This is a genomic window from Thermus tengchongensis (assembly GCF_021462405.1).
In the GTDB taxonomy this organism is placed as follows: Bacteria; Deinococcota; Deinococci; order Deinococcales; family Thermaceae; genus Thermus; species Thermus tengchongensis.
Window position 1 is genome coordinate 345381 of the sequence record NZ_JAKEDU010000001.1, and the last position, 16332, is coordinate 361712.

The window sequence follows — 16332 nt, forward strand, 5'->3', positions numbered from 1 at the left end:
CTCCCCATGCGCCCGGAAGCCCTGGTCTACCCGTTGCGTTGGCTCATGCTTTTGCCCGTGGTGGGGATGCTCCTCGGGGCCCTCTACTTCGCCTGGCATGCCCTCGAGGAAACCCTCCTTGCGGTGCAAAAACCCTTGGACGAAGCCCTTCCCATCCTGGTGGGCGCCGTGGACCTGGCCCTTTTAAGCGCCGTTTTCCTCATCTTCAGCCTGGGCCTTTTTGAGCTTTTCATCCGCAAGCTGCAACTTCCCATGGAAAACGTCCTCACGGTGGAAAGCCTGGCAGACCTCAAGGGCAAGCTGGGCCAGGTGATCGTCATGATCCTGGTGGTGAAGTTCTTTGAGAAGGCCTCGGCCTTCAAGCCCCAGACCTCCTTGGACTTCCTCCTTTTCGCCGGGGGCGTGGCCCTTCTGGCCTCCGCCCTTTGGCTGGCCAAGGCCAAAGACTGAGGGACTTGCTGGTCTACCTGGACCAAAACCACGCCAGCCGCATGGCCAAGCACCTCCTGGGCCAGCGGGGGCATGAGGTGTTTGGGGAGCTCTACGGGGCCCTCCGGGGTAAGGCCCTGGCCCCTCCAAGCCCCTTCCACGTGCTGGAGACCCTGTACCCCGTACGAGGCCCCCAGGAAAAGGCGGGCTACCTCCTACCCGCCTTGCAAGGCCTCTTCTCCGAGCTTTCCCAAGGGTACTGGGTGCGCCCCTGGCAGGAGGTGGCCGTGCGCCAGGAGCGGGGGCTTTACCGGGAGGACTTCCTCTGGAGGGGAGGAAGCTGGGACACCCCCGCGGACCTCTCCCCTTTCCAGGGGCTGCCCGAGACCCTGCGGGGCCTGCCCTATCGGGAGGCCCTCGAGGGTGCCCTTAAGGCGATCAAGGCGCGCACCGGCCTCAAGGAGGTGCCCTTCGTGCGCCTCTTGGCCGAGCTCTTCGCCCGCATGGCCTCGGACTTAAACCGCAAACCCCGCCCTTCCGACCTTTTGGATGCGGTCATGGCCGCCACCGTCTACCCCTACGTGGACCTCCTCCTCACCGACCGCTACCTGCGGGGCCTTTTGCCGGGGAAAAGCGTGGGGGGAAGGCGAAGGGAAGTCATGGCCCTAGTCCAAAGGTTCCGGGAAGGGGTAGACTCCTCCTCGTGAAGGGCATCCGGGACCCCAAGCTCTGGCCCATCGCGGAAAAGGTGGAGGCGGGCGAACGCCTCACCTTTGCGGAAGGGCTCATTCTCTACCAAACCCAGGACCTCCCAGGCCTCATGCGCCTGGCCAACCGGGTGCGGGAAAGGAAGCACGGGCACAAGACCTACTTCGTCCACTCCATCCGCGTTTCCCAGACCAACATCTGCTACGTGGGTTGCACCTTCTGCGCCTTCCAACGAAAGTTCGGCGAGGAAGGGGCCTGGGACTGGGAGGTGGAGGAGGTGGTGGCCTGGGTGCGGGAGCGCTACCAGCCCGGCCTCACGGAGATCCACATGACCGCGGGCCACCACCCCAAGAGGCCCTTTGCCTACTACCTGGACCTGGTGCGGACCCTAAAAGCGAGCTTCCCCGGGGTGCAGGTCAAGGCCTGGACCGCGGCGGAGATCCACCACTTCTCCAAGATCGCCCGCCTGCCCTACAAGGAGGTGCTCCAGGCCCTCAAGGAGGCGGGCCTGGACGCCATGCCGGGGGGCGGGGCGGAGATCTTCGCCGAAAGGGTGCGGCGGCAGATCGCCCGGGCCAAGGTTTCCGCGGAGGGCTGGCTGGAAATCCACCGCACCGCCCACGAGCTGGGGATCCCCACCAACGCCACCATGCTCTACGGCCACATCGAGACCCTCGAGGAGCGCCTGGACCACATGGACCGCCTCCGCCAGCTCCAGGACGAAACCGGCGGCTTCATGAGCTTCATCCCCTTGGCCTTCCAGCCGGACGGCAACCTGCTGGCCAGGAAACTCGGGAAACGCGAGTTCACCACCGGACTGGACGACCTCCGCAACCTGGCCGTGGCCCGGCTTTACCTGGACAATATCCCCCACATCAAAGGGTACTGGGCCACCCTCACCCCCGAGCTGGCCCAGGTCTCCCTGGACTGGGGGGTGACGGACATCGACGGCACCCTCATCGAGGAGCGCATCGTCCACATGGCGGGAAGCCCTACCCCCAAGGGGCTATCCAAGAGGGAGCTTGCGGAGATCATCCGCAAAGCGGGGCGGATCCCCGTGGAGCGGGACGCCCTTTACCGGGAGATCCGGGTCTGGAACAGCGTGGCGGCTCCTCTGGCCGAGGGAGGTACCCAAGGAGCCTGATGATCTACTCCTTAGGGGTTCCCCTCTACGCCAACACCGCTCCCCTTTACCATTTCCTGGAGGCCAACGGCTGGGCCCTCCGGTACGGGGTCCCCTCGGAGCTCAACCGCATGGTCCTTTCGGGAGAGGTGGGGCTTTCCCTGGTTTCCAGTTACTTCTACCTGGAACACCAGGAGGAGCTCGGGCTGCTTCCCGACTTCTCCGTGGCCGTGCTGGGGCGGGTGTACTCCGTCAACCTGTTCCATAAAGGAGGGCTTGCAGACCTAAGCCGGATCGCCCTCACCACGGAGAGCGCCACCAGCGTGGAGCTCCTGAAGCTCCTCTTAAGGGAACGGGAGGTCTTCCCCCGGTACGAGAACCGGGAAGGAGGGCTTGAGCTCCTTGACGAATACGACGGGGTCCTGCTGATCGGCGACAGGGCTATAAGGGCCTACGCCAGCCTCCTAGACCACCTCCCCGAAACCCCCCACGCCCTCCCCACCCGCTTCGGGGAGGTGGCGGTGGTGGACCTCTCCATGCTCTGGTTTGAACGCACCAGGCTCCCCTTCGTCTTCGCCGTCTGGGCCTACCGCAAGGAAACCCCTCCCCCCTTGGAGCTGGTGCGGGCCTTAAGGAGGGCCCGGCGCCGGGGGCTGGCCCGGCTGGGAGAGGTGGCGGAGGCCGAGGCCCGGAGGCTGGGCATCCACCCCGCCCTGATGGAGCACTACCTCTGGAACTTCCGGTATCACCTGGAAGAACCGGACCGCTTGGGCCTCCAAGCCTTCGCCGAAGCCCTGGGCCTCACCTTCTCCCCCAGCTACTACCCGGGATAATGCTTGACAGCTTATAGCGCTATGGATACTATACCCTTGGGCCTCGAGCCCAGGGAGGTTGGGAAATGCGTTGGAACCTAGACCCCACCCACACCAGCATCGAGTTCGCCGTGCGCCACATGATGATCGCCACGGTGAAAGGCACCCTGAACCTCAAAGAGGGCTTTGTGGAAACCGACGAGGCAGGAAGGCCCCTCCGGGTGGAGGCACGCCTGGACGCCAGGAGCATCCACACCGGCGTGCCGGACCGGGACAGCCACCTCCGCTCCCCTGACTTCCTGGATGCGGAAAACTTCCCGGAAATCCTCTTTAAAAGTGAGCGGATCACCCCCTTGGGGGAGGGACGGTACCAGGTGGAGGGCCAGCTCACCATCCGGGGCGTCACCCAGCCCCTTGCCTTTGAGGTGGAAACCCATGGCCCCGCCAAGGACCCCTGGGGCAACGAGCGCGTGGCCGCCCACTTCGAGGGCAAGCTGAACCGCAAGGACTTCGGCCTCACCTGGAACGTGCCTCTGGAGCTGGGCGGGGTCTTGGTGGGCGAGGAGGTGCGCTTCAGCGTGGACACCGAGGCGGTGAAGGTCCAGGAGGCGGTGGCCCAGTAATGGCTTTCCCCAGGCGGCTTTCCTCCCTGACCCTAAGGGTGCGGGACCTGGAGGCCGCCTTGGCCTTTTACCGGGACCTTCTGGGCCTAAAGGTGGAGGCGGACCCACCCCGCTACCAACTATTCCCTGAGGGGAAGGGGTTCCATCTGGAGATCCTCCACGACCCCCAGGCCCTCCCAAGACCCTACCCCTCGGTGGGTCTCTACCATTTCGCCCTCCTCCTCCCCGACCGGAAGGCCCTGGCGCAGGTGGCCCGGAAGCTCCTAAGCGCCCCGGTCCACTTTGAGGGCGCGGCGGACCACGGCGTATCCGAGGCCCTGTACTTCCGCGATCCTGAGGGGAATGGCCTCGAGCTCTACCGGGACCGGCCTGAGGGGGAGTGGCCCAAAGGACCCTTGATGTTCACCGCTCCCTTGAACCTGGAAAGGCTTCTTTCCGAGGCTCCAAACCCCAGCCCCCTTCCCCCTGAGACCCTCCTCGGCCACCTGCACCTCCACGTGGAAAGCCTCGAGGAAGCCGAGGCCTTCTTTGCGGGCGAGCTGGGCATGGAGGTCACCCTGCGCACCTACCCCGGGGCCCTCTTCTTCGCCTGGGATGGCTACCACCACCACGTGGGAGCCAACATCTGGGCAGGAAGGCGGAAAGCCCCCCCAGGGTCCACTGGGCTTCTGGGCTACACCCTTCTGGATTCCTGGGGCCGGGAGATGGCCCTCAGGGATCCCACAGGGGCAGAGGTTCGCCTTTCAGCTCCAAGGACCAAGGCCCCTACGCCCTCTTGACAGGGGTTTTCCTCCTAACTAAGCTTAGGGGCAATATGCGGACCCATGGGCGCTACTTCGGCTTTTATCCTCCCGCCGGGGGCGCCCTGCGGTCCGCATAGGGTTTTTCCGCAAAAGGGCGCCCCCAAAAGGGGGCGCCCAAGGCTTTTAGGAGGCCAAGATGCTGATCGTGATGAAGCGGGGACACACGGAAGCGGAGCTGGAAGAGGTTATCCAGGAGATCGAGAAGGTGGGGTACCGGCCCCATGTTTCCCGAGGGGTGGAGACCACCCTGGTGGGGGCCATCGGCAAGGGCCCTACCCCCGAGCTGATGGAGCACTTCCGGGCGCTGCGGGGCGTGGCGGAGGTCATCCCCATCTCCAAGCCGTGGAAGCTGGCAAGCCTCGAGGTCCAGCCCTTCCCCACCGTCTTGGAGTTCCCCACGGGCAAGACGGGGGACGGGCACGTGCTGGTGGCGGCGGGCCCCTGCGGGGTGGAGTCCCGGGAACAGACCCTCAAAGCCGCCCGCTACGTGAAGGCCCACGGGGCCGCCATGCTCCGGGGCGGGGCCTTCAAGCCCAGGACCAGCCCCTACGCCTTCCAGGGCCTGGGGGTGGAGGGCCTCAAGATCCTGGCCGAGGCCAGGAAGGAAACGGGCCTCCCTGTGGTCACCGAGGTCCTTTCCCCCGAGCAGGTGGAGCTGGTGGCCGAGTACGCCGACGCCCTGCAGATCGGAGCCCGCAACGCCCAAAACTTCCCCCTCCTCCAGGCGGTGGGTGAGTCGGGAAAGCCCGTCCTCCTCAAGCGGGGCATGAGCATGACCCTGGAGGAGTTCCTCATGAGCGCCGAGTACATCCTCTCCCGGGGCAACATGCGGGTGATCCTGGTGGAGCGGGGGATCCGCACCTTTGAAAAGGCCACCCGCTTCACCCTGGACGTCTCCGCCGTGCCCGTGCTCAAAAGCTGGACCCACCTCCCGGTCTGGGTGGATCCCTCCCACCCCGCAGGCCGGCGGGAATGGGTCATCCCCCTGGCCCTGGCGGGGTTGGCTGCCGGGGCGGATGGCCTCATCGTGGAAACCCACCCCGAGCCGGAAAAGGCCCTCTCCGACGCCGCCCAGCAGCTCCACGAGCACGAGTTTGCTGACCTCATGGAAAGGGTCCGGCGCCTGGTGGAGGCCTTGGGCAAGACCCTGTCCGCCCCGGCCCAGGGGGCATTCCCGCCGCATCGGGGATGAGGCCGCTTTTCGGCAAGGTGGGCATCTTCGGTGTGGGGCTTTTGGGGGGGAGCGTGGCCCTGGGGCTGAAGGAGCGCTTCCTGGCCGAGGAGGTCCACGCCTACGACCAGGACCCTGAGGCCCTGGAAAAGGCCCTTTTCCTGGGGGTAGCGGACCGGGTGCACCCCACCCTGGGGCCTTGGGTGGGGGAGCTCCAGCTGGGGATCCTGGCCGCCCCCGTGGGGGCCCTGGTGGAGCTGGGGAAGGCCCTAGCCCCCTTGGCAAACCCCGAAAGCCTCTGGACCGATGTGGGGAGCGTGAAGGGCAGGGTGGTGGCGGCCCTCGAGGCCACCCTCCCCCACTTCCTTGGGGGCCACCCCATGGCGGGAAGCGAGCGGGCCGGGGTGGAAAACGCCCACGCTGGCCTGTTGCAAAACGCCATCTGGGTCCTGACGCCCACGGAAAGGACCAGCCCCAAGGCCCAGGAGGGGATTAGAAGGCTGGTGGAGGCCTTGGGAGGCTATCCTTTGGAGATATCCCCGGAACTCCACGACCAGCTGGTGGCCCGCATCTCCCACCTGCCCTACCTCTTGGCGGTGGCCCTGAACCGCCTGGTGGCGCGAAGCCCCCACCGGGACCTCCTGATGTTCTTGGCGGCCGGGGGGTTCCGCGACCTCACCCGGGTGGCCTCGGGGTCTCCCAGGATGAGCCGGGACATGGTGGTGGAGAACAAGGAGGCCCTGAAGGAGGCCATAGAGGAGCTCCGGGCGGTGCTCTTGGAGCTGGAAGACCTTCTGGAGGAGCCGGAAGCGCTTCTCCAGGCGGCCGAGGCCGCCAAGCGCACCCGGGATAGCCTTCCCATCGTGCGCCGAAGCCTTCTTCCCGAGATGCACGACCTGGTGGTCCAGGTGCCGGACCGCCCCGGGGAGATCGCCCGCATCGCCACCGCCTTGGGGGAGGCGGGGGTCAACATCAAGGACATCGAGGTCCTCACCATCCGGGAGGAAGCCGGGGCCATCCGCCTGGGCTTCGCCAGCCGGGAGGAGCGGGAAAGGGCCCGGGAGGTGCTTGCCCAGGCAGGGTACCGCCTGCCCTAAAGACTCCGCTCCACCCGGTCCTTGCCTCTTTCCTTGGCCAGGTAGAGGGCCCGGTCCGCTCTTTGGAACAGATCCTTCAGGTCTCCTTCGTACACCGCCACCCCAAGGCTTCCCGTGATCCCTAGGCCTTTGAGGCCCTGCCGGATCCTCTCCGCCACCTGCATGGCCTCCTCCCCCTGGGTCCTGGGAAGGAGGAGGGCGAACTCCTCCCCGCCCCAGCGGCCCACCAGGTCCCCTTGCCGCACGTGGGCCACCAGGTACTGGGCCACCTCCTTCAGGAGCTGGTCCCCCTCATGGTGGCCCTGGGTATCGTTCACCTTTTTAAAGTCATCCAGGTCCAAGAGCACCAAGCTGAACGGCTTCTCACCCCGTTCCACCCGGGCCGCCTCCCGCTCTAAGGCCATCTCCAGGGCCCTCCGGTTGGGAAGGCCGGTGAGGGGACAGGTGAGGGCCTGCTCCCGCCAGAAGCGCATTTGGCCGTGGAGCTCCCGGAAACGGGCGAGAAGAAAGGTGAGGCTAAAGAGGATGAGCTGGCTTACCGCAAAATGGGGCCAACCCTCCAGGTTCCGGTCCCAGACCAGGGGCGCGAGGACCAAAACCCCACCCCAGAAGGCCCCCAAAAGATACCCCAAGGACCAAGGAGGATAGGCAAACCCAGCCAGCAGGTACAGGGCCGGGACGAAGAACCCAGCCAGGGGCCAGTTCTCCCCCACCCGCCACATCTCAAAAAGCAAGTAGGCCCCCAAGGGGTGGAGGAGAAGGCGAGGCGCCACCTTAGGGCCCCGGCTCATGGCCCAAAGGGCCCAGAGGACCAGCAAAAGGTAGACAAGGACCTCCAGGCTCTGGGGCGGGAAGCGCCCCACCTGCAGCCAAAGGCCCAGGGCCATCCCCGCCCAGCTGGCGAAGTAGAGGACCCGGCCCCGGCCATCCATGCCTCCAGGGTAGACGGGTTCCTGTTAAAACCCCGTGAAAAAAAACCGCGCTAGGGCAGGACCTTTCCCGGATTCAGGAGCCCTTGGGGATCCAAGGTGGCCTTGACCGTGCGGAAGGCCTCGAGGGTGGCCTCGTCCACCGCCTCCCTCATGAACTCCCGCTTCATGAGGCCGATCCCGTGCTCCCCCGAGAGCACCCCCCCGTGGCGCAGGGCCACCCGGGCGATCTCATGGGCCAGCTCCCAAACCTTCTCCTCGGGCTCGCGCCCAGGGTCAAAGAGGATGTTGGGGTGCAGGTTGCCATCCCCGATGTGGCCGAACTGGGCCACGATGAGGCCGTAGGCCTCCCCCAAGGCCTGGATCTCCCGCACCACCTGGGGCAAGGCGGAGCGGGGCACGGCGATGTCCTCGTTCACCCGCTTGGGGCGGATGCGGCCCAGGGCGGGGCTCACCGCCCGCCGGGCCCGCCAAAGGGCCTCTGCCTCCTTCTCGTTCCGGGCCCTTTGCACCCTAGCTCCAAGGCTGGCCGCGGTTTCCTCCACCAGGGAAAGCTCCTCCTGGACCACCTCGAGGTCGTCCCCATCGGTCTCCGCCAGGAGAAGGGCGTGCCCCCGGGGAAGACCCATGCCCAGATAGTCCTCCACGGCGTTCACGCAGGTGGGGTCCAGAAACTCCAGCCGGGCGGGCACCGCCCCCCGGGCGATAGCCTGGGAAACCGCCTGGGCCAGGGCACCCACCTCGGGGAAGGCCGCCATCAAGGTGGCCCGGTACCGGGGCAGGGGAAGGAGGCGCACCCTGGCCCCGGTGAGGAGGCCCAGGGTTCCTTCCGAACCGACGAGGAGGCCGGGCAGGTCGTAGGCCTGGCGACCCAGGCGGTGCACCTCCCCAAAGGCGTCCACGAACTCCAGCTCCAGGACGTAATCCCCCGTGACCCCGTACTTGAAGCAAAGGGGCCCCCCGGCGTTTTCCCCCAGGTTCCCCCCCAGGGTGCTGGTGCGCCAGGAAGCGGGGTCTGGGGGGTAGAAAAGCCCGTAGGGTCTGGCCTCCTCGGAGATCCTGGCCGTGGTCACCCCGGGCTCGACCCAGGCGGTGCGGCCCCTGGTATCCAGCTCCAGCCGGGTCATGCGGGTGAAGGCCACCACCAAAGCCCCTTCCTCCGGAACCGCCCCTCCCGAGAGGCCGCTTCCCGCCCCTCGAGGCACCAGGGGGAGGCCGAAGCGCCGGGCCAGGCGCACCAGGGCCTGCACCTCCTCCCGGCTTTCGGGCAGGACCACCGCCAAGGGCTCCGGCCCCACCAAAATGGCGTCATAGCGGTAAACCCCTTTTTCCGAACGGGAAAGCAGCACTCTGGGCCCAAATAGGGTCCTGAGCTCGGAGCGGACTGCCTCGGCCAGGGAGGGTATCTTCCGGACCCCCATGCCCTAAGGCTACCAGGCAGGGTCGCAGGAGGGAGAGGAGTCCGGGCGGACCCAGTTGGCCGCCCGCACGAAGGGCCCCGCCAGACCCCCGGTATACCCCCTGAGCCAAAGCCTCCGGTCGGGCAGGGGCTCCACGATAACCCCCTGGGGCCTCAGGGAAAGGCTTCCAGGCGAGGTAAGGGATACCGCCAGCACCTCTCCCTCGGGGGTCACCTCCAACCAGCCCTTTACCCGTCCCGCATGGATGGGGCCAGAGAGGGCATACCGCTCCTCGAGGCGGGCCTGGTCCGGGGTCAATCCCTCAGGAATCCAGAAAAACTCCACCTTGTCCAGCCTTCCCTCCAGGTCAAAGGCGAAGTCCACCCGGGTGTTGCCGGCGGTGCAGTAGGTTTCTTGCGTCCTCAAGCCCGTGATCCGGTGGCCTGGGTAGACCACCTCCAGGGTCAGGGTACAGGCGGAAAGGAAAAGGGACACCAGCACAAGGCCCCGCATACCCTTATGCTCCCTCGCCCCCTCAGAAAGGGGCTTTGTCCCCGCTAAAGGCCCCTTTAGACTTGGAGGCATGGCCTACTGGCTCTTGAAATCCGAACCCGAGGTGTACAGCATCCTGGACCTCAAACGGGAGGGAAGGGCCATCTGGGACGGGGTGCGCAACTACCAGGCCCGGAACTACCTGATGCAAATGCAGGTGGGGGATCTTTGCTTCTTCTATCACTCGGGCGCTAACCCGCCGGGCATCGCCGGGCTTTGCCGGGTGGCGCGCACCCTTCTCCCCGACCCCACCCAGTTCGACCCGGAAAGCCCCTACTTCGACCCCAAGGCCACCCGGGAAAAGCCCCGGTGGTACACGGTGGAGGTGGAGTTCCTGGAGGCTTGGCCCCTGGTGCCCCTCGCCGAGCTCAAGGCCTGCTTCCCCAAAGACCACCCCCTGGTGAGGAGGGGGAACCGGCTTTCCGTGATGCCGGTTCCCCCGGAGGTGGCCGGGAGGCTTATTGCGCGGAAAGGGTGCCGATGATCTTGAAGAGGGGCAGGAACATCCCCGCCACGATCATGCCCACGATCACCCCCAGGAAGATGATCATGAGGGGCTCAATGGCCGCGGTGAGGCTGGCCACCGCCTCGTCCACCTCCCGCTCGTAGAAGTCGGCGATCTTGGAGAGGAGGGTGTCCAGGGCTCCCGTCTCCTCCCCAATGGCCACCATGGAGCTCACCATGGGGGGGAAGACGAAGGGATGCTGGGCTAGGGTGAGGTTTAAAGGCTCCCCTTGCTGGACCCTGAGCTTGGCCGTGTCCACGATCCCCTCCACCACGCTGTTGCCCGCGGTGCCCTTGGTGATGTCCAAGGACTCCACGATGTTCACCCCGCTCTGGAGCAAAAGGGCCAGGGTGCGGGAGAAGCGGGCCACGGCGGTCTTGCGGTTCAGGTTGCCGAAGACGGGCATGCGGAGCTTGATGCGGTCGATGATCTTCCTTCCCTGAGGGGTGCCGTAGTACCAGCGGTAGGCGAAGACGAGGACCACCGCCAAAAGCACGAGGGGCAACGTGGCCGCCCGCAGGAAGTTGGAAACGGCGATGAGGAACCGGGTAAGGAGGGGGAGCTCTGAGCCCAGGTCCGTGAGGATCTGGGCGAACTGGGGCACGATGCCGGTAAGGAGGAAGTAGGCCACGCCCACGGCGAAGATGAAGACGATCACGGGATAGGTCATGGCGCTACGGATCTTGCCCCGGAGCTCCAGCTCCTTCTCTAGGAAGGTGGCCAGGCGGTCCAGGATCACGTCCAGCCCGCCCGAGGTCTCCCCGGCCCGCACCAGGTTCACGTAAAGCCGGGAGAAGAGCTTGTGCTTGGCCAGGGCCTCGGAAAAGGCCATGCCCCCTTCGATGTCGGTGCGGACCTTCTTGATGATCTCCCGGAATTTCTTGTTCTCGGTCTGCCTTTCCAGGATGGAGAGGGACTGCAAAAGCGTGAGCCCCGCCCCCAGCATGGTGGCCAGCTGCCGGGAGAAGATGGCCAGGTCCTTCAGGCCAGGGCCCCTCTCCAGGGCAGGAAGGCGTACCTCGGCCTGCAGGCCCCTCCCCGGCTCCTTGATCTCGGCCACGAAAAGCCCCCGGTCCCGGAGGAGCCGGGCGGCGGTGCGCAGGTCCTCCGCCTCGATGGTGGCCTCCACCAGGCGGCCCTGGCGGTCGCGGGCCTTATACTGGTAGACTGGCATGGTAGAAGTATACCAGAAGGAGCTGGAAGAGGCGGCCAGGACCCTGAAGGAGGGAGGCTTGGTGGCCTTTCCCACGGACACCGTCTGGGGGGTGCTGGCCCGGATGGAGGACGAGGCCGCCTGCCGACGCATCTACGAGCTTAAGGGGCGGGAAGAGGAAAAGCCCCTCCAGGTGCTGGTGGCGGACCTGGAAAGCGCCCTCAGGCTTGCGGACCTCGGGAAGCTACGGGAAAAGTTCCTGCGCCTGGCGGAGGCCTTCTGGCCCGGGGGCCTCACCGTGGTGGTACCGGGGCAAGATATCCCCCCCTGGATCAGCCGGGATGGTTCCGTGGGGCTGAGGATGCCGGACCATGTCCTGCTTCGGGAGCTTCTCCGCCGGGTAGGGGGGTATGCCGCGGCCACCAGCCTCAACAAAAGCGGTGAACCTCCGGTGCGCTCGGAGGCCGAGGCCCGGGCCTTTGCCGTGGACTACGTCTTCCCGGGGGAGGCCATGGGCTTGGCCTCCAGCGTGGTGGACCTGCGCACGGGAAAGGTCCTGCGGGAAGGGGCCATCCCCAAGGAAGCCCTTCTGCCCTACCTCCAGGATGCCTAGCCTGAAGGCGGAGCTTCTTGCGGTCCTCTTCGCCGCCGGCAGGCCCGTGGGCCTGAAGGAGCTCAGGGCCCTGGGCCACCCGCAGGAAACCCTCCTGAGGACGCTCCAGGCCCTTGAGGTGGAGCTGCAAGAGGGAGACCTGGGGGTGGCCCTGGAGCGGGTGGCGGGGGGATGGCGGCTCGTGGTGCACGAAAAGGCCCTCCCGGCGGTGGAGCGGGTGCTGAAGCCCTCTCCGCCCCGCCTCTCCAAGGCGGCCCTCGAGGTCCTGGCCCTCATCGCCTACCATCAGCCCGTGGCCCGGGCGGAGCTGGAGGCCATGCGGGGGAAGAGCGTGGAGGGCGTCTTGGAAAGCCTTTTGGAGAGAGGCCTCGTCCGGGTGGTGGGGGAAAAGGAGGCCCCAGGCCGACCCAAGCTCTACGGCACCACGGAGCGCTTCCTGGAGGTCTTCGGCCTGGAAAGCCTAGCCGACCTCCCGCCCCTCGAGGACGGCCCACCCCTCCTCCTCCGGGGCTAGGGCCTCCCGGGCGGGGATGGGAAGGGGGCTATAGAGCTCGTTCTGCCGCACAAAGGCCAAAAGAAACCGGCCGAGAAGGCGCATCTGGCTTTTGTGAGCGCGGATGGCCTTTTCCTTTAGCCTAACCTCCTCCTCGGTGAGGGGAAAGCGCCGCCAGGGAAGGCCCCTTCCCCGAGGGGGCGGGTAGAGGGGAAGGCGGGGATGAAGCCCTTTGGGCAAGGGGTACTGGTACCCCCCGTGGATGAGGTAGTATTCCAGCCTTGCCTCCATCCCCAGGGAAGCCGCCGCCTGCATGCCAAAGTACGCCGTGGCCTGGTGGTCCCGGTGGGCATCCAGGGGGCTTGGCAGGAGGATGCGGGTGGGTTTGAGGGAGGAAAGGAGTTCCACCAGGGTGGCCTCCAAAGCCTTCCCCGTATAGGGAAGCCCCAAGCGGTAAGACCCACGGTAAGCCACCGCCTTAAGCCCCGTGTAGGGGCTTTCGTAGGGCAGGTAGTAGTGGGTGGTGAAGAGGGCGAAAAGCCCCTGGTCGGGAAAGCCCAAAAAGTAGGCGCTCTCCCGGGGAAGGCCCAGGGCCTCGAGGCCCCGCCAGGCCTCCACCATGCGCCTTAAGGCCAGGCGGCGCATGGCCTCCCGGGAAGCCAGGGGGCTTCCCGCCGCCAGGTCAAAGGCATCCCCCGAGGTGAGGTAGACCACGCTCACCCGCCCCCCTGCCTCCAGGGTGCGGCGCATCAGGCCCGCTGCCGCCAGCACCTCGTCATCGGGATGGGGGGCCAGGACCAAAAGGTGCTCCCCAGGCCCCGGCCCCGGGGCTACGGGTAGCCTTCGCACCCGCAAGGAAGTGGCGAGGGCGTGGTAGTAGGCGAAGATGAAGCGCCCGTTGATGAAGGCCCACACCCCCAGGGCCGCAAGGACAAGCCCCACCCGCTCCGCCCAGAGGAGGCCGAGCCAAAGCCGGAGGGCCTCCGCCAGAAGCAGGTAGAGGGCCAGAAGGAGGAGAAGCCACTGCCAGGGGGCCAGGCGGCGCACGAAGGGCATTTTACGGGCTAGAGTGGTCCTGTGGTCCTGCGCCCCGCCAAGGAAAAGGACCTCTCCGCCATCACCCGGCTTTCCCACGGCACCCTCCTCCTGGGCCGGGCAGGGCCTTCGGTCTTTCCCAGCCGGGAGCTTTGGGGGGAGCTGTTCGTGGCCCCCTACCTGCGGCGGGGGTGCTGCAACCGGGTAGCCGAGGAGGAAGGAGAGATCCTGGGCTACATCCTGGGCGCCTGCTCGGACCTTTCCCTTACCCTCTACCTCCTTCCCCGAGCGCCCTTCCTCCTCCTGAAACTCCTCCTCGGCCGCTATGGCCCACCCCTACCCCACCTCTACTACCTTCTCAGGCTCCTCCTGTACCGGGGCCCCAGGGCCCCGAAGGGGCTTTATCCCGCCCACCTGCACATCGCCGTGGACCCAAAAGCCCAGGGCAGGGGTATAGGCAAGGCCCTGCTGACCGAGTTCCTGGAATGCCTCAAAGAAAAAGGGATAAGGGGCGTACAGCTTTCCACCACCCGGGCCAACGCCGCCGCCAGGAGGCTTTACCAGAGCCTGGGCTTCCGCCTTTACGCCAAGCGGGCCAGCCCCTTTTGGGCCCCTTACCACGGCCACCCCGTAGTCCACGAGGTCTGGGTCAGGGAACTTTAGAAAAGGCCATAATGAAAGGGTGCTGCCCGAGGCCCTAAGGGGGTGGGAAAGCTACCGGGACTGGCTGGAGGCCAACCCGGAGTTCCGGGGGCGGATCGTTTTCGCCCGCCTCCTCCCCCAGACCCCCCCCAGGATGGCTCCCTACCAGGGGGTCTTTGCCGGGGTCCTCGAGGCCCTAGGGCTCAAGCCCTTCGCCCACCAGAGGGAGGCCCTTCTTTTGGTGGAGGAAGGGAAGAACGTGGTCATGGCCTACTCCACCGCCGCCGGAAAAAGCCTGGTCTTCCAAGCCCCGGTGCTCAAGGCGGCCCTGGAAGGGGAAACAAGCCTCCTCCTCTTCCCCACCAAGGCCCTGGCCCATGACCAGCTGAGGCGGCTTAAGGCCATGGCGGAAGCCCTGGGGGTAAAGGGCATCTACCCCTACGACGGGGACAGCCGGGGGGAGGTAAGGCGGAAGGCCAAGCAAGAGGGCCTCATCCTCCTCAGCAACCCCGACATGCTCCACTTCGGCCTCCTCCCCCGGCACGGGGAGTTCGCCTCCTTCCTCTCCCGGCTCCGCTACCTGGTCCTGGACGAGCTTCACGCCTACCGGGGGGTCTTCGGGACCCACGTGGCCCTGGTCCTCTTCCGCCTCCTGCGCCTGGCCCGCCACTACGGGGCCAACCCCCAGGTGATCGCCGCCAGCGCCACCATAGGGAACGCCAAGGAGCATGCGGAGAACCTGACGGGCCTGCCCTTCGTGGAGCTCCGGGAGGAGGTGGCCCGCTCGGAACGGGAGCTTCTGGTGCTCCTTCCTAAGCCTTTGGACGCTAAGGGAGAAAGGCGGCGAAGCCCCCTCCTGGAGGCCGCCTATCTGGCCCGGACCTGGGCGGAAGGGGGCATAAGGGGGCTCATCTTCACCAACGCCAGGAAAAGCGCCGAGCTCATCGCCCGCTACGCCGCCCACCCCGGGGTGCGCCCCTACCGGGCGGGGTACACCGCCAAGGAAAGGCGCCGCCTGGAGGAGGGCTTGAAGTCTGGAGAGGTGCGGGTCCTGGTCTCCACCAGCGCCCTGGAGCTAGGGGTGGACATCGGGGACCTGGACGCCGTGGCCCTGGTGGGGTACCCGGGATCCGTGTCCGCCTTCTGGCAAAGGGCGGGCAGGGCAGGTAGGGGAAGGCGAAGGGCCCTGGTGGTCTACATCCCCCGCGAGGACCCCTTGGACGAGTACTTCCTCCACCGGCCTGAACTCCTCCTAAGAACCCCTCCCGAGGCGGCGGTGGCCGACCCCAAAAACCCCGTCCTCTGCCCTTTGCACCTGCACGCCGCCGCCTGGGAAAAACCCCTTTTGCAGGAGGAGGTGCTCTGCCCAGAGGCCCTGGCCGAGCTCAAGGAAAAGGACGGCCGCTACTACACCCCAAAGCGCCGCCCCCACCGGGACTTAAGCCTCCGGGGCCTGGGGGCCACCTTCACCCTGCGGGGACCGGAAGGAGAGGTCCTGGGCTATCTGGACGAACGCCAGGCCTACTGGGAGGCCCACCCCGGGGCGGTCTACCTGCACGGGGGGGAGAGCTACCTGGTGCGGAACATCGACCACGGAAAGCGGGAGATCTGGCTTCTTCCCGCCCTCGAGGACTACTACACCGAGCCCAGGGTGGAAACCGACCTGGAGGTCCTTTCGGGGGAAGCGGTGGGCCACGGGGTCTGGGTGGGCAAGGTGGTGCTGCGGGAAAGGGTGGTGGCCTATGCCAAGAAGCGCTTCTACACCGGCAGCGTCCTGGAGGAAATCCCCTTGGAACTCCCCGAGATCTCCTTCCCCACCGAGGCCCTTTGGTTCCACCCCCCCCTGGTGGTCCCTCCCCACCAGATCCCAGGAGGCATCCATGCCCTGGAACACGCCATGATCGGCCTCCTGCCCCTCTTCGTCCTGGCCGAAAGGCAGGACATCGGAGGCCTTTCCTACCCCTTCTACCCAAGGCCCCTGCCCTCAGGGCAAGGCCCCACCATCTTCATCTACGACGGCTACCCGGGGGGTGTGGGCTACGTCCGGCAGGCGGCCCGTCGCTTCCCCGAGTGGGTCCGGTCCGCCCTGGAGCTTCTCAAGGGCTGCCCCTGCGAGGAGGGTTGCCCCCGTTGCGTCCTCTCCCCCAAGTGCGGAAACGGCAACCAGTACCTGGACAAAGGGGCGGCCCTTATCCTGGCGGCCAACCTCACCCTCTCCCTTCCCCAAAGGACCCTGCATTAAAC

18 protein-coding genes are annotated in these 16332 nt (G+C 66.6%); 13 read left to right on the top strand and 5 right to left on the bottom strand.

The genetic code is table 11. The features are described from left to right. Nucleotides 1–6 precede the first annotated feature (6 nt). From L1087_RS01750 to L1087_RS01785, 8 genes are all read left to right on the top strand, one after another. Nucleotides 7–450: a YqhA family protein gene (locus L1087_RS01750; RefSeq protein WP_135342835.1), complete on the top strand. Its 444-nt coding sequence runs from the start codon at nt 7–9 to the stop codon at nt 448–450. A 5-nt stretch (nt 451–455) separates the two neighbouring features. Next, a complete protein-coding gene (locus L1087_RS01755; RefSeq protein ID WP_135260002.1) occupies nt 456–1136 on the top strand; it encodes a hypothetical protein in 681 nt (226 codons plus the stop codon). After that, nucleotides 1133–2281, top strand: a complete 1149-nt coding sequence (gene mqnE, locus L1087_RS01760) for an aminofutalosine synthase MqnE (RefSeq protein WP_234557335.1) — start codon at nt 1133–1135, stop codon at nt 2279–2281. Before L1087_RS01755 ends, mqnE begins: the two co-directional genes overlap by 4 nt. Further along, nucleotides 2281–3093 (top strand): menaquinone biosynthetic enzyme MqnA/MqnD family protein, encoded by an 813-nt coding sequence (locus L1087_RS01765; RefSeq protein ID WP_038042981.1) that lies wholly within the window; start codon nt 2281–2283, stop codon nt 3091–3093. Before mqnE ends, L1087_RS01765 begins: the two co-directional genes overlap by 1 nt. A gap of 65 nt (nt 3094–3158) precedes the next feature. After that, complete coding sequence (locus tag L1087_RS01770; protein ID WP_234557337.1) at nt 3159–3695, top strand: YceI family protein; 537 nt, start codon at nt 3159–3161, stop codon at nt 3693–3695. Further along, nucleotides 3695–4474, top strand: a complete 780-nt coding sequence (locus tag L1087_RS01775) for a VOC family protein (RefSeq protein ID WP_234557339.1) — start codon at nt 3695–3697, stop codon at nt 4472–4474. Before L1087_RS01770 ends, L1087_RS01775 begins: the two co-directional genes overlap by 1 nt. A gap of 160 nt (nt 4475–4634) precedes the next feature. After that, nucleotides 4635–5690 carry a 3-deoxy-7-phosphoheptulonate synthase gene (gene aroF, locus L1087_RS01780; protein WP_234557341.1) on the top strand — a complete coding sequence of 352 codons (1056 nt, stop codon included), beginning with the start codon at nt 4635–4637 and terminating at the stop codon, nt 5688–5690. Further along, nucleotides 5687–6766: a prephenate dehydrogenase/arogenate dehydrogenase family protein gene (locus tag L1087_RS01785; RefSeq protein WP_234557343.1), complete on the top strand. Its 1080-nt coding sequence runs from the start codon at nt 5687–5689 to the stop codon at nt 6764–6766. The genes aroF and L1087_RS01785 overlap by 4 nt, the downstream gene beginning before the upstream one ends. Here the strand turns inward: L1087_RS01785 and L1087_RS01790 are convergent. Genes L1087_RS01790 through L1087_RS01800 form a run of 3 tightly spaced genes read right to left on the bottom strand, consistent with a single transcriptional unit; the run spans nt 6763 to nt 9608 of the window. Further along, a complete protein-coding gene (locus L1087_RS01790; RefSeq protein WP_234557344.1) occupies nt 6763–7698 on the bottom strand; it encodes a GGDEF domain-containing protein in 936 nt (311 codons plus the stop codon). The genes L1087_RS01785 and L1087_RS01790 overlap by 4 nt on opposite strands. A 50-nt stretch (nt 7699–7748) precedes the next feature. Continuing rightward, nucleotides 7749–9116 (bottom strand): FAD-binding oxidoreductase, encoded by a 1368-nt coding sequence (locus L1087_RS01795; protein ID WP_234557345.1) that lies wholly within the window; start codon nt 9114–9116, stop codon nt 7749–7751. Nucleotides 9117–9125: 9 nt separating this feature from the next. After that, nucleotides 9126–9608, bottom strand: coding sequence for a hypothetical protein (locus L1087_RS01800; RefSeq protein ID WP_234557346.1), 483 nt, complete (start codon nt 9606–9608; stop codon nt 9126–9128). A gap of 70 nt (nt 9609–9678) precedes the next feature. Here L1087_RS01800 and L1087_RS01805 point away from each other — a divergent pair, with 70 nt between their 5' ends. Next, entirely contained in the window at nt 9679–10131 is a 453-nt protein-coding gene (locus L1087_RS01805) for an EVE domain-containing protein (protein ID WP_135259993.1), read from the top strand. Here L1087_RS01805 and L1087_RS01810 read toward each other — a convergent pair. Next, on the bottom strand, nt 10106–11326 hold the full coding sequence (locus tag L1087_RS01810) for a type II secretion system F family protein (protein ID WP_234557347.1): 1221 nt from the start codon (nt 11324–11326) through the stop codon (nt 10106–10108). The genes L1087_RS01805 and L1087_RS01810 overlap by 26 nt on opposite strands. On the opposite strand from L1087_RS01810, the gene L1087_RS01815 reads away from it, so the two are divergent. Together L1087_RS01815 and scpB are read left to right on the top strand one after the other, a co-directional pair. Next, nucleotides 11325–11918, top strand: a complete 594-nt coding sequence (locus tag L1087_RS01815; protein ID WP_234557348.1) for an L-threonylcarbamoyladenylate synthase — start codon at nt 11325–11327, stop codon at nt 11916–11918. The two genes, L1087_RS01810 and L1087_RS01815, sit on opposite strands and share 2 nt — an antisense overlap. Then, entirely contained in the window at nt 11911–12432 is a 522-nt protein-coding gene (scpB, locus tag L1087_RS01820) for an SMC-Scp complex subunit ScpB (RefSeq protein WP_234557349.1), read from the top strand. The genes L1087_RS01815 and scpB overlap by 8 nt, the downstream gene beginning before the upstream one ends. On the opposite strand, the gene L1087_RS01825 is transcribed toward scpB, so the two are convergent. Next, nucleotides 12379–13458, bottom strand: coding sequence for a PIG-L deacetylase family protein (locus tag L1087_RS01825; protein WP_234557350.1), 1080 nt, complete (start codon nt 13456–13458; stop codon nt 12379–12381). The two genes, scpB and L1087_RS01825, sit on opposite strands and share 54 nt — an antisense overlap. 36 nt (nt 13459–13494) lie before the next feature. On the opposite strand from L1087_RS01825, the gene L1087_RS01830 reads away from it, so the two are divergent. Continuing rightward, entirely contained in the window at nt 13495–14109 is a 615-nt protein-coding gene (locus L1087_RS01830; RefSeq protein ID WP_206201731.1) for a GNAT family N-acetyltransferase, read from the top strand. 19 nt (nt 14110–14128) lie between these two features. Continuing rightward, a complete protein-coding gene (locus L1087_RS01835) occupies nt 14129–16330 on the top strand; it encodes a DEAD/DEAH box helicase (RefSeq protein WP_234557351.1) in 2202 nt (733 codons plus the stop codon). Nucleotides 16331–16332: the final 2 nt, after the last annotated feature.